This is a genomic window from Prosthecobacter sp., assembly GCF_029946185.1.
Taxonomy (GTDB): Bacteria; Verrucomicrobiota; Verrucomicrobiia; order Verrucomicrobiales; family Verrucomicrobiaceae; genus Prosthecobacter.
The window spans coordinates 1-12,610 of record NZ_JAQSEA010000281.1; the positions used below are offsets into that span (position 1 = coordinate 1).

The following is a 12,610-nucleotide window of genomic DNA, read 5'->3' on the forward strand; positions in this document are numbered from 1 at the left end:
CACCCTCTCCGTACTTTCTTCTTCCACCGCTGCCAGTCGTGGATCAAAGCCCGCGAGCAAGCGCATGCCGTCGAGAAAACCGATGCCGCCTTCGCCGGTGGCATGTTGAACTCTTTGCCAGTGGGACATGACCTGCTGGAGTTGGGCTCCATCGACTTCGATCCAGCGGCCGCGCAGCGAAACGAGGCCGGTGTCGGCGCTGAGGAGTTTTTCCCATTCTGCGGCGGTCAGGGGCTCGCCTTCGAGGCTGGCGGCGATTTTGAAGTTGAGCAGCGCGCCGGCATGGAGGGAGGTTTGTTTTGGGGCATCGATGGTCACCGAGACTGCGGGGCGGGGGCCTTTGCCGCTGCGCCACCAGTCGGGGAGTTTCATGACGATGCCGCTTTCTTGGAAGACTGCCGTTTCACGCAGGACGCGAAAGGCTTCTTGAGGAGACATGGCCATGGGTTGAAACAGGCGCTTCGTCTCCAGCCACTCGCGCAGGAGTTTGGATTTTTCTGCGGCGGTGCGTACGGGGGCCAGCAGGGCGTTCAGGGCGGTTTGATCCTGCTGGCCGGAGTAGAGCTGCAGTGCACGTGCCAGCGGCAGGTGCTGGGGCTGGCCGGAGGCGCTGAGTTTTTCGGTGAAGGTGGCTAGAAAGGCAAAGGGGCGCTGGGTGTCGGTTTTGTTTTCCGCGAGGTGGAAGGTGACGCGCCCAACGACATGCCAGGCGGGGCACTCTTCCCGAAGCCAGGACTCCACGCCATGGGTGGCGAGTTGCGCGATGTGTTGCGCCAGATTCAGCCACCAGCGTTCGAGCACTTCCTGTGTGAGGTACTCCGCTCCTGCGAAGGGTGGGGCGGCGGCGATGAAGGCGGTCAGGGAGGGGACGGGAATATTCAGGGCATCCTTGGTCTGGCAGAGGCGGGTGAAGAACTGCTGAGCAAACTCGCGCAGCCATTTCCAGGGTGGGTCGAGTTCGGCGGTGAGCAATTCGGTGCTCAAGACGCGAAAAATGGCGCTTGGTGAGTCTGCGGCGGCGATTTTCTTGTCCGCCGCAGATTCCGCACCTCCCAAATGGGTGAGAAAACCTTCTGGAGTGAGGGTGGGAGTGAGCATGGGCTGTGTTTGGACGAAAAAAGGCAGGCAGACAAGGCAGGGGAACGAGGAAATTCAGCAATCGTCGTTTCCCAAAGGCCTCTGTCCATGCTATCGCTCCGGTTCCCCGTCGCTGACCGGCGTGGGCCTTAATTCTGCGCATGTCCAGCCTCATTACCGACCTCCCCATTCTGCTCCGCCCGTTTGATGCTCGTACCCGTCAGGAGGCAGAGCGCCTCGCGGATGATGATGCGGTGAGGGGACTCGAACTGCTGGAAGATGAAATGATGGCGGAGGTGCGGCTGGATGACCGGCCCGCCCAGGTGCGGTGGTTGCGCGGCGAGCATGGCTGGCATGGTGAGACAGACGTCGATGACGATCAGCAACTGGAAGATCTGGCCCTGTGCACCACTCTGGTGGCATTGCAGCGCCGCGAGGCGCGAGGCACGCTGCCGATGGTTCCGGTGGAGGAGGAGGACTTCGAGCATCTGCTCACCGCCAAGCTCGAGCGCCCGCTGACGCCTGATGAGGAGAATTATCTGAGCAAGATGGAGAAGCGCTACGAGCGTGTGCGCCTCACCGGCAAGATCTTTGACCAGGACATGGTGCGTCTGCATCCGAAGTGGGCGATCCAGAGCCTTGATCCGGTGGCGCTGTGGCCTGAATCCCCCAAAACCCTGCGTGAGTTCTGGAACTACGTCGCACTCGCGCTGTCTGACAAGGGACTCGCCGTGCCGGCTTTCCTGCGTGGCATGTCCGACATCGATGGCACTCGCGAAGCCCTGCGCGAATGGCGGCATGCGAGCACGGTGCCGACCTGGCAGAAGCGCATCCGCGAATTCATTGATTCACGTCAGGATGACCGACAGGCCCACCGCCAGCCACCACGTGTGTGCGACTTCCGCCTGCTCATCACTGTGAATGATGCGCGCCTGCAAATGCGGATGGAAGGTGAAACGCCCTCTCCTTATGCCACGGTTGATGCTGCGCTGCTCGACAATCTGCGCCGCGAGCACCGCGATGGACGCATCGTGACTTCAGGCGGCTCGGAGCTGCTGTTTGTGTCCTGTCTGGCACAGTGCGATGATAACTGGAGCGACTCTTTCCGTCTTGAGTCCAAACATCATGCGCAATGGCTCGCCACGCTGTTCCAGCAGCAGGCGCTACAGGAGCGGATGATCACCCTGGATGAAGTGTCGTTTCAGCGTGTGGCCGAACCGTTGAGCTGGGTTGCACGTTTGAGCGACAACGGTCTGAACCTGACTTTGCAGCTTGAAACGTCGGACGGTACGCCTGCACCTCTGCCGCTGCGCATTCTGCGCGGAGTACAGACCCTGTACCTGAGCTCGGACACTTTGTTCAGCGGCCCGGTCTGGCTGCATGATGAGTCACGTATCGACACCAACGTCACCATGCCGCTGGAGGCGCTGGCCACCGCAGAAGGCATTTCCTTCATGCGTGAGATCGACATTCCGGTGCCTGACGCGATCAAGAGCCGTGTGCGCCACGAAGATCTGCATGTGAACATCACCGCCGCGTGCCTGGTCAAGAACTCTCACTCGAGCGGTGCTGAATTCGTCACACTCAAGGCCGAAGCTGTTGATGGTGAAGGGCGCGTGCGTGAGATGCTGCGCTTTTCCGGCTGGCAGCCGGTGGATGAAAAAAAAACGATTGAAAATGACGACACCATCGTCTGCCGCGACCGCCGCGCCCTGCGCGACGCCGAAGAGCTGATGAATGAGCTGCGCCGCACCTGGGACATGGAAAATGACGCGTGGCGCGTGCGCATGGCGAAGGATTTCCCCGATGTGTTTCATGCCTGGGCTGCGAAGCTCCCCGAGAACGTCAATCTGAAGACAGATGAAAGCCTGCAGACCATTCTTGCAGACCCGCTCATCGCCCGCGTGCGCATCGAAGCCACTCAGGCGGGCAACATTGACTGGCTGGACCTGAAACTGGTCTTTGACATCGAAGGCGTGGATCTCAAGCCTGCCGACATCCGTCGGCTGATAGCGGCCAAGGGCGAGTTCGTGCGTCTGGCAGACGGCTCCTGGCGCCGTGTGAAGCTGGAGCTCAGCGAAGAGCAGCAGGAGATGCTTGACCGTCTCGGCATCGACCTCAATGAACACAGCGACGAGACCCATCGGCTGCACTGGCGGCAGCTCGCGCAGGAAAATGCGGCGGAGATCGTCAATCCGAAAGCTTGGAGCAAGATCGTGGAACGCATGGAGGAGGCGAAGCTCGATATGCGCCCGTCAGTACCCGAGGGACTGAACGTCACCCTGCGTCCCTATCAGGTGGAGGGTTTCCATTTCCTGACCTACCTCACATCAAACCGTTTCGGCGGCATCCTGGCGGATGACATGGGCTTGGGTAAAACCTTGCAGGCCATCACCTGGGTGCTGTGGCTGCGCTCGCGCAAGAAGGCCGACGGCCCACACCTGCCCGTGCTGGTGGTCTGCCCGAAATCGGTGCTCGACGTGTGGGCGCTGGAGTTCAAGAAGGGCTCGCCGGATCTGCGGGTGCTCGTGCTGCATGACCGCGATCTGTTTGATCTCAACTTGGTGATGACACAGATCGACGTCGTCGTGATGAACTACGCGCAGATGCGTGGCTTTGATGGCGAACTCGCCGCCGTTCGCTGGCTCGCAGCGATCCTCGACGAAGGCCAGCACATCAAGAACCCTGACTCGAAGGCCGCCAAGGCTGCGCGTCAGATTCGTGCCGACAACCGCCTGGTGCTGACGGGTACACCGTTGGAAAACAGGCTGCTCGATCTTTGGAGCCTGATGACCTTTGCAACGCCCGGAGCCTTGGGTGAGCGTGCCTACTTCCACCGCCACTTTGACCGTCGCAAAGACCCGCGTGCCTCGGAGCGTCTTGCCGCGCGTCTGCGTCCGTTCCTGCTGCGCCGCACGAAGTCGCAGGTGGCGCGTGACCTGCCTTCACGCAGTGAAGAAAACCTGCTTAGCGAGATGAGCGGACGTCAGGCCGAACTCTACAAAGAGGAGCTGGCCCGCGCGCAGCACATGGTGCTGAACAGCTCCGGCTTTGACATGGTAAACCGCCGCCGCTTTGCCATTCTGCAGGCGCTTACTCGCCTGCGACAGATCTGCTGCCATCCCGGCCTCGTGGACAAAACTGCGGAGAATGAAGAGAGTGCCAAGCTCACCTCCACGCTGGAAGTGATCCAGGGACTGCATGATGAAGGCCACAAGGTGCTGCTGTTCAGCCAGTTCGTCTCGATGCTGAAGATCATCCGCACCAAGCTGGAAGAGATGAAGCTGCCCTATCACTGGCTGACCGGAGCCAGCACCGACCGCGCGGGGATCGTCAAAGCCTTCCAGGAAGATGAAAACGCCAGCGTATTCCTGTTGTCTCTCAAAGCCGGCGGCAGTGGTCTTAACCTCACTGCGGCTTCTTATGTCATTCTTTACGATCCGTGGTGGAATCCCGCGGTGGAGAACCAGGCGATTGACCGTGCGCACCGCATTGGCCAGACGCAGCCGGTTATGGCCTACCGCATGCTGACGAAGAGCACGATCGAGGAAAAGATCATGACCCTGCAGCACAAGAAGAACCTCATGGTGAACAACGTGCTGGGCGAAGGCGGCTTCACCAACCTGCTGGAGAAAGAAGATTTCGACTTCCTCTTCGACATCGAAGCGGAGCGCGCCGTCTAGAAGCCGCAAGATCATCAGTTGCCGCGAGTTCTGTGCGATGCATAATCGCACGACTCCGTACGCACGCTCCTGTAGCTCAACGGTTAGAGCAGGGGACTCATAATCCCTTGGTTGCGGGTTCGAATCCCACCGGGAGCACTACGGTAGTCTGACGGCATCCATCCGCGCGTGACTTCTTGACCTTTGAGCCGCTGCTGCAACATGATGCAGTGCCGCCTCTTAGTGGCTCAGTCCCGATTGAAGAAGCGTCCGATGGATTTGCCGGCACGCTGAAACATATTAGGCTCCTCCTTGGGTGTGGATCTCCTGCGGGAGGACGAAGAGCCAACTGATGATGACGGCGATTTCCATGTCGGCTCATCGGGTGTGTCCATTAGAGCCAGTGAAACCAGGGTAGGACCATCGAGGAGGCCATTGGGAAGGAGTCCGTTTTTTGCCTGGTAGAGAATGATGGCGTTGTGGGTGCCTTTGCCTTCCTTGCCATCCTGAGTGGAGCTGTAGAGGGACTTCTCTTTCAGGATGCGCTGTGCTTCATACAGCAGGTGACGGCGGCCAGGCTCAGAGTAGGCGGTCTGCGGCGGGGTGGGGAAGATGCGTTCGATGGACCAGTATCCTTCTGGGGGTTCGGAGACAGGAGGCTGGATTAGCGTTGCAGGAGGCTGCGTGGTGGCCACCGCTGGCGCAGCAGCAGGCATGGCTTGCGCGACAGGTTGCCCGGGAACAGCGGGGGGCGCTGGCAGAGGCGGAGCAGCAGCCGTTGCAGGATCGGCCGATGGTAGTGCCACAGGCGCTGCTGCTGGGGCGATAGCCGATGCGGGGAGCGCAGCGGGCAAGACAGCAGCAATGACCGGGGTTGGAACTGAAGGAGCAGGAACAGGAGCTGCCGGGGCTGTGGGCGCAACTTCTGGCACTGAAGTCACCGCGGGAGCTGCGTCCGGTGTGGTCGATTTAAAATAGAAGGCTGCTCCTGCTGCCAGCACTGCAATGGCAGCAGCGGCATAAACCGGGATGCGGCTCTTGTGATGAGCGGGCGGTGGAATGAAGGGCTGGGTGATGGCGCTGGTCGTGGATCTTAACCCGAGCAGTTCGAGAAGCTTGCCTGCACTCGGTGGGCGCAGGTTCGGATCTTTGTTGAGGCAGGCGGCAATCACGGCCTCCCATTCCTTGGGAATGTGGTCGCTGGCCTTGATTTCCAGCTCCTCACGCCGTTCGAGCATGGAGGCGGGAATTTTGGAAGTGAGCTGGGAGGGGATGTCTCCGCGATAAAAGGGCGGCTTGCCGGAGAGAAGTTCGTAGATCGTGGCGCCCAGTGAGTACACGTCGTCGGTGGGGGTGGGGCGCTCTCCCATGGCCTGCTGCGGGCTCATGTAGGGGAGAGTGCCGCTGACTCCGAGCTGGGAAATCGAAAGGCGCTGCATGGTGTCCGAGATGCTGCGGGCGATGCCGAAGTCGGCGATTTTTGCGGTGTCATCCAGGCCCATGGCCATGATGTTCGAGGGCTTGAGATCGCGGTGGACGACCTTGCGCTGGAAGTGCGCATAGTCGAGCGCCTCGCAGACGCCCGGAAGCCATTTGGCGACCTGCTCGATGGTGAAAACGCCATGGGCGGTGGTGGCACGCAGCTCGGAGAGCGTCTTGCCATCCACAAACTCCATGGAGATGGCTGCTTCATCGTCATCGTCCACGAAGTCGTAGATTCGAACGATGTTGGGATGGGAAAGTTCGAGCCCCCGACGGGTCTCGGTTTTGAGTTCCTTGATCGCTGTGGGATCAAGACCAATCAGGCTGGGGAGAAACTTCAGCGCGACGGACCGCTCAAGTTTCAGATCGTCCGCCAGCCACACCACGCCCATGCCGCCACGTCCGAGAACGCGGGTGAGGCGGTAGCGATTGAAATAGACAGAGCCTGCGGCTGGAGTGCGGACCCTGATCGTTTGATCAAAATCATCTGCCGCGCCTGGTGCCTGACTGCTGGAGGGAGGTGTGTCCATTGAAGAAAGGGGATTGAGCGAGGATCTAATTTATGCCGATGGACTGGGGTGTCATTTAACTTTTGATGGAGCAGGAACACCGTAGTCCTAAATTGTTAAGGGGCTGGGGCGAAGTGGAACGTTACTTGTTCCACAGCAAAAGGGCCACTTTGTTCCCTCCTTGCCCTTGTTGAGCTTGGGCGTCGCCTTGGTCTTCAAGGTCCGCTGCGCAATCTTCACCTGCTGGGGAAACGCGTCGAACAGTCTCGGGAATCACCTGTTCAGGAGACTGTGGGCATTGAATGCTTGGGTGTTTTAACTCCTGCTTGCTAGAAGAGCGGCCAGCAGTTCATCCAGATGCATGGTGGCGATCGCGGAGGCTTTGTCGCTCATGGCGTAGGGGAGGATCAATTCGCGGCCATGGAGCATGGAGCCGCAGCTGTAGACGACGTTGGGCACGTAGCCTTCGCGCTCGTTGCCTTCGGGGGAGAGGAGCGGCTCGGACAAACGGCCGATTACTTGTGTCGGATCCAGCAAGTCGAGCAGCACCGCGCCGATGCAGTACTTGCGCATGGGGCCGACGCCGTGAGTGATGACGATCCAGCCTGCTGGCGTCTCGATGGGGGAGCCGCAGTTGCCGATTTTCACGGATTCCCACATCTGTGCGGGCCGCAGGATGATCTGGGGATTGCTCCAGTAGTGAGGGCTGTCGGAGAACATGATGAAGAGGTTTTCGTCATCCTGGCGCGAAAGCATGGCGTAGCGGCCGCCGATGCGGCGGGGAAACAGCGCCATGCCTTTATTTTGCACGGCGGTGCCGTTGAGCGTGAGCACGCGGAAGTGCAGGAAGTCCTGGGTCTCGATGAGCTGCGGGAGGATGGCGCGGCCATTGTAGGCGGTGTAGGTGGCGTAGTACATCACCGAGCCGTCGTCTTCGATGAAGCGTACAAAGCGGGCGTCCTCGATGCCGTTGGTCTCGTTGGCGGAGACGGGAAAGATGATGCGTTCGCTGAGGGCGAGCTTGGAGGGGAAATTGAGCTCGTAGTTCGAATCTGCAAGCCAGCGGAAGCACTCCAAGGCGAGTCGAAGATCACGGGTGGCGGGCTTGGATTCGCGACGCACGCGTTCCATGCTTTCATCGAGTTCGTGGAGGGTGAAGGACTCTTCGAGCGGGTCCATCACGGCGGTCGCAGGGCCGCCTGTGAATCCCATTTCCTGCAGTTTGATGATGAAGCGTGACTTCTTATAGGTGGGGTTGGGCACCACCTCTGGCAGCGCGACGAAGCGTGAGACCGGCTCCACGCTGATGGCTCCGTCGGGTGTGATGATGCCGGTGCGGAACTCGATGGAGGAGATGTGGCCTTCACCGGTTGCACGCAGGCTCATGATGAAACGCAGGCCGCCCTCCATCACGCCGCTCTGGTCAGGATGCGGCACCATGGAGGGATTAAAAAGTGCGGCGGATTCCAGGGCATACTCGCCGGAGAACAAGGCGCCGATGAGAAGCTGGCGGACGCGTGACAGGGTGGGCTGCGCGGCGATTTGATGGCGCACTTTTTCATAATGCGCGAGCAGGAGAGATTCGATGTCGAAATGCCGTGAGTCGAATTCCGCGAGGATGGCCTGCAACTGCAGGTCGGCTTCGGGTTCACTGATTGCGAGGGCGCGGGCCAGAATATTGGCGCAGATCTGCGGTTTCCCCGGAAAGAAGGGGCGAATGATGACGCGGCCACTTTCAGGCTGGAGGCTGATGTCGTGACGGCGAATAGCGACGGAACTGCTCATGAGGAGTGGGGCGTTGTGATCAAATGTTCAGCGCAGTTCATCTCTGCGAGTGCGAGGTGGAAAGCGAGGGTGGACTCCGCTCCTTGGTTTTCGTTGACGCGGTCGTGGTGGAGTCCATCGCCGCAGCCGCCGGTGGTGGAATCGTAGAGAGGCAGGCCGAGGTCGTTGCGGCCGAGGAACCATTCGAAGGCGCGCTTGGCTTCACGGGACCACATGGCGTCCTGAGTGGCGCGGGAGGCTTCGTTGCAGGCGGCTACCATGGCCTGGGCTTCGAGCGGCTGCTGGTCAAAGTCTGCACGTGCGCCTTCGCGCTGGTAGAAGCCGTTGCTGCCGATGGGGCGGAAGCAGCCGGACTGCGTCGTCTGGATGGACACAAGCCAGCGCAACGACTTGAGGCCGATCTCCAGTGCGACGGGGTCGGGCAGCCACTGCCCGCTGAGGATGAGAGCCTGGCTGAAGCGTGCATTTTCATACGTCACGCTGTCTTCAAACCAGGGCCACTGCTCTGTGGCACAGGCGTTCCAGAGTGCCACGAGGCGGTCGGTGAGCGTCACGCGCATGGCGTTGATCGCCGCGTTGCTAGGGAAGCGGCGGAGGTATTCGTGAATGCCCAGCAGGGTGAAACTCCAAGCGCGTGGTGAGGTGAAGGATGATACCGCGCCGAGGCCGCGCTCAAACAACTGAGCGGAGAGGCGGCTGTGGCCTTCATTGCGTGAGCGTCCCGCGCCATTGCCCGCAGCCCAAAGAGCGCGTGCGTGGCTGTCTTCGCTGCCGGCGGCTTCGAGCCACTGACGGCCATGGCTCATGAAATTGCGAAAGCGGCCGCTCTCGTAGTCCAGTGCTGCTGCGAGGAAGGCGAGGTAACTGGTGGCGAGCCTGCCGAGATTTTCGGCGGGAGGCTGGTTGCCGAGTTCATCAAGCATGCTGCAGAGGATGAAGGCGCGTGCGTTGTCGTCCGTGCAGTAGCCTTCATGGAAATTGGGCACATTGAAAATCGCGTGCTGGAAGATGCCGGTGCCATCGCTCATGCGAATGACGTGGTCGAGGCGCAGTGGCGGCAGCTCGTAGGGGCGATTTCCAAGGGTCCAGCCGGCGAAGGCGGTGCGGGGTGTCGCTTTGCGGTCTGCGCGCGCATGCTGGAAGGACTCGAGGTAGCGCTGCGCCACCGCAGGCCAGATCATTTCGCGGCCCATGACATGGGCATCCTGCTGGATTTTTTCCATGCGTGCCGGATCATCCAGCAGACCGCAGACGCCTGCTGATATGGCGGCAGGATTGCGGAACGGCACGAGGACGCCGCGCTCATCTGCGAGCAGTTCCTGGGCATGCCAGTAGGGTGTGGAGACGACGGCTTTCCCGGCGCCGAACACATAGGCCAGAGTGCCGGAGGTCACCTGCGCTTCATTCAGATAGGGCGTGAGATAAATGTCTGTCGCGCCGATGAACTCCTTGAGGTCATCCAGGGAGACGAAGCGGTTGTAGAAGATGACGTGCTCCTTGACGCCACGGTCTTCGGCGAGCCGTTCGAGGCTGAGGCGGTAGCGCTCGCCCTCATGTGCGATGAGATGAGGATGTGTGGCACCGAGCACGAGGTACACCACGTTCGGATGCTGCCGCACGATCTCCGGCAGGGCCTCGATCACATGCTCGATGCCTTTGCCCGGACCCAGCAGGCCAAATGTGAGGAGCACCTTGCGACCCTCCACGCCGAACTGCTCCTTGTAGCAGCTTGAGTCCACAAAGGGCATGTCCGGGATGCCATGCGCGATGACGTCCACCTTGGACTCGGAGACATTGTACGTTTCGCGTAAAATTTCAGCCCCTTTGTGCGCCATTACGACCACACGGTCGCTGCGCCGAACGAGTTCATCCATCACCTTGCGCTGAGCGGCGTTGGGGTCGCGGAGGACGGTGTGCAATGTCGTGACGACGGGCATGCGCACTTCTTTGAGCAACGCTAGAAGATGGCTGCCGGCCTTGCCACCGTAGATGCCGAACTCATGCTGCACGCAGAGTACGTCCGCGTTGCTGAAGTTCAGAAAGTCCGCCGCACGCCGGTAGGAGTCGAGGTCCTTCTCCAGCAGTTCAAAGCGCACTCGCTGCGGGTAGTCGTAACCTTCAACGCGGTCATTGACGGCACCGACAAAGCAATCCGTGCTGGGTGATGCGGCCGCGACGGCTTCACTCAGATCATGCGTGAAGGTTGCGATGCCGCAGAGGCGAGGCAGGTAGTCGCCGAGGAAGGCGATGCGTTGCGGCGAAATGGAAGTGCTCAGGATAAACCTCTCAATGACTGCATCATTCCGTAGCAGACAGCCTTGGCCATCGTTAAGCAACCCGGCTTTATAAAAATGAGGCTGTGCATTGTTTAGTGGGGGGTAATGTCCAAGGCGCTTAGCTTCTATGGCGGTCCTGTATCTGCATAACGACACCCCTCATGAGGGCGACGGCTCCGATGATGGGAGGCAGAGAAATGGAGTGCTGCTTTTCTGCCCTCACATGAATGGGGCCGAGGTGGATGGGTTTCTCTGCGGTGGTGTCGATGAAGCTGTGACAGGCGAAGAGAGCAAGGCCGAGAAGGATGAGGAGAATGCCCAAGATGGCCGGTGCATTCATGAAACAACTGTGCCGTTAAAGGACGCGGCGGCCCTGAATGAGGCGCAGGAGGATCATGATGATGGCGATCACGAGCAGGATGTGAATGAAGCCGCCGATGGTGTAGCTGGTCACGAGACCGAGGAGCCAGAGGACGATGAGGATGATGGCGAGGGTGTGAAGCATGAAATAGGTGCTTTTCTTGCAGGCAAGTTAAAGGGCATACTGCGCGGGCGCGATGGGGTATAATCCTACTTTGGCACCGATTCCGGTTGCTCATCTGCCAGCACAAACGAAGGGGCTGCATGATTCTTGACGCCGCATGCAAGCTTGACTACCAGCTCATGGAAGAGGTCGCCGCCATTTTCATGCTGCGTCCGCGCAGCGGCTGGGCGCAGTGGATCATGCGCGAGGAGTTTCAAATCCTCCCGCAGGTGCCGGTGGTGGAGTTTACCGATGTGTATGGCAATCTTTGCCAGCGGACGGTCATGCCACCGGGGAATTTTCATGTCTCCGTGCAGTATCGGGTCCAGGTTGAGGACAGGGTGGATGAAGATATTTATGCGCCGCTCATGCTGGTGCAAAATCTGCCGCCAGAGATTCTGCACTACTTGCTGCCCAGCCGCTACTGCCAGTCTGACGAACTGTCCGCGCTGGCCACGTCCATCATCGGAAATCTGCCGTCGAATTATCAGTGTGTGTCGGCGATTCGCACATGGGTGCATCAAAATGTCTGCAATGAACCGGGTTCCAGCAACAGCTTTACCACCGCGCTGGAAACGCTGAATACGCGCCGGGGTGTCTGCCGCGACTTCGCGCATTTAGGGATCGCGCTATGCCGGGCCATCAATGTGCCGGCGCGCATGGTGGTTGGTTTCCTTCATCAGCTTTATCCAATGGATCTGCATGCGTGGTTTGAGGCCTACATCGGCGGCCGCTGGTTCACCTTTGACGCCACGGAAACCATGACTCGTGGCAACCGCATCGTCGTGGCCTACGGCCGTGATGCCGCGGACGTGGCGCTGGCCACGATGTTTGGCAATTTTACGATGCTGAACATGCAGGTAACGGTCGCTGAACATCGTCCACAATTGCAGGCATAAAAAAGCGTTGCCGCGAGTTTAGGTTGGTGGTGCAAGTCCTGAGTGCAAGCGAGTCGCGGGTGTCAGATTACATAGCATTTTCCGAAACTGATTTCCGGAATGGCGCGGGTGGAGGCACTCTGGTTCATGAGCTTTGAAAGCCGTGGAAACTTTCGGTTTTGCCGCAAAGGGGCGGAGAGGCAGAGGGAGCAGAGAAAATAGATCTTATACCCAGAGCAGATGAACATGAGTCTGAATGAATGGCAGTCTGTTAAGAGAGTTTGCGGTGGTTTTCGGAGGCAGCGGTCAATCGTATGATGGCAGCCATGGAAGCCTGAGGCAGAGGCGTGCTGCGGGGCGCGATGCAGACGCCCATTCTTCGCTAAAGCTACGAAGGACAAGCTGCTGGAACCCGGCG

Annotated in this window: 8 protein-coding genes and 1 tRNA gene; 3 read left to right on the forward strand and 6 right to left on the reverse strand. The window is 59.8% G+C overall.

The features are described 5' to 3' along the window. Positions 1-1,098, reverse strand: a 1,098-nt coding sequence (locus PSV43_RS23150; RefSeq protein WP_300203369.1) for an SNF2 helicase-associated domain-containing protein, incomplete at its 3' end; no start/stop codon positions are given. 140 nt (positions 1,099-1,238) lie between these two features. On the opposite strand from PSV43_RS23150, the gene PSV43_RS23155 reads away from it, so the two are divergent. Next, positions 1,239-4,760, forward strand: a complete 3,522-nt coding sequence (locus PSV43_RS23155; RefSeq protein WP_300203371.1) for a DEAD/DEAH box helicase — start codon at positions 1,239-1,241, stop codon at positions 4,758-4,760. A gap of 65 nt (positions 4,761-4,825) precedes the next feature. Next, positions 4,826-4,898 (forward strand) — tRNA-Ile (locus PSV43_RS23160). 89 nt (positions 4,899-4,987) lie between these two features. On the opposite strand, the gene PSV43_RS23165 is transcribed toward PSV43_RS23160, so the two are convergent. From PSV43_RS23165 to PSV43_RS23185, 5 genes are all read right to left on the reverse strand, one after another. Continuing rightward, positions 4,988-6,751 carry a serine/threonine-protein kinase gene (locus PSV43_RS23165; protein WP_300203373.1) on the reverse strand — a complete coding sequence of 588 codons (1,764 nt, stop codon included), beginning with the start codon at positions 6,749-6,751 and terminating at the stop codon, positions 4,988-4,990. Positions 6,752-7,045: 294 nt separating this feature from the next. Beyond that, positions 7,046-8,515 (reverse strand): glycoside hydrolase family 130 protein, encoded by a 1,470-nt coding sequence (locus PSV43_RS23170; protein ID WP_300203375.1) that lies wholly within the window; start codon positions 8,513-8,515, stop codon positions 7,046-7,048. Then, entirely contained in the window at positions 8,512-10,791 is a 2,280-nt protein-coding gene (locus PSV43_RS23175; RefSeq protein WP_345784689.1) for a glycosyltransferase family 4 protein, read from the reverse strand. Before PSV43_RS23175 ends, PSV43_RS23170 begins: the two co-directional genes overlap by 4 nt. 118 nt (positions 10,792-10,909) lie before the next feature. Next, positions 10,910-11,131: a hypothetical protein gene (locus PSV43_RS23180; RefSeq protein ID WP_300203379.1), complete on the reverse strand. Its 222-nt coding sequence runs from the start codon at positions 11,129-11,131 to the stop codon at positions 10,910-10,912. Between the two features lie 15 nt (positions 11,132-11,146). Further along, positions 11,147-11,296, reverse strand: coding sequence for a lmo0937 family membrane protein (locus PSV43_RS23185; RefSeq protein ID WP_300203381.1), 150 nt, complete (start codon positions 11,294-11,296; stop codon positions 11,147-11,149). Between the two features lie 119 nt (positions 11,297-11,415). Between PSV43_RS23185 and PSV43_RS23190 the strand changes: the two genes are divergently transcribed. After that, positions 11,416-12,213, forward strand: a complete 798-nt coding sequence (locus PSV43_RS23190) for a transglutaminase family protein (RefSeq protein WP_300203383.1) — start codon at positions 11,416-11,418, stop codon at positions 12,211-12,213. Positions 12,214-12,610 lie beyond the last annotated feature (397 nt).

Excerpts from the sequence above, each read along its gene's own strand:
- PSV43_RS23155 (WP_300203371.1), top strand. The coding sequence starts at position 1,239 with ATGTCCAGCCTCATTACCGACCTCCCCATTCTGCTCCGCCCGTTTGAT.
- PSV43_RS23165 (WP_300203373.1), bottom strand. The coding sequence starts at position 6,751 with ATGGACACACCTCCCTCCAGCAGTCAGGCACCAGGCGCGGCAGATGAT.
- PSV43_RS23170 (WP_300203375.1), bottom strand. The coding sequence starts at position 8,515 with ATGAGCAGTTCCGTCGCTATTCGCCGTCACGACATCAGCCTCCAGCCT.
- PSV43_RS23180 (WP_300203379.1), bottom strand. The coding sequence starts at position 11,131 with ATGAATGCACCGGCCATCTTGGGCATTCTCCTCATCCTTCTCGGCCTT.
- PSV43_RS23185 (WP_300203381.1), bottom strand. The coding sequence starts at position 11,296 with ATGCTTCACACCCTCGCCATCATCCTCATCGTCCTCTGGCTCCTCGGT.
- PSV43_RS23190 (WP_300203383.1), top strand. The coding sequence starts at position 11,416 with ATGATTCTTGACGCCGCATGCAAGCTTGACTACCAGCTCATGGAAGAG.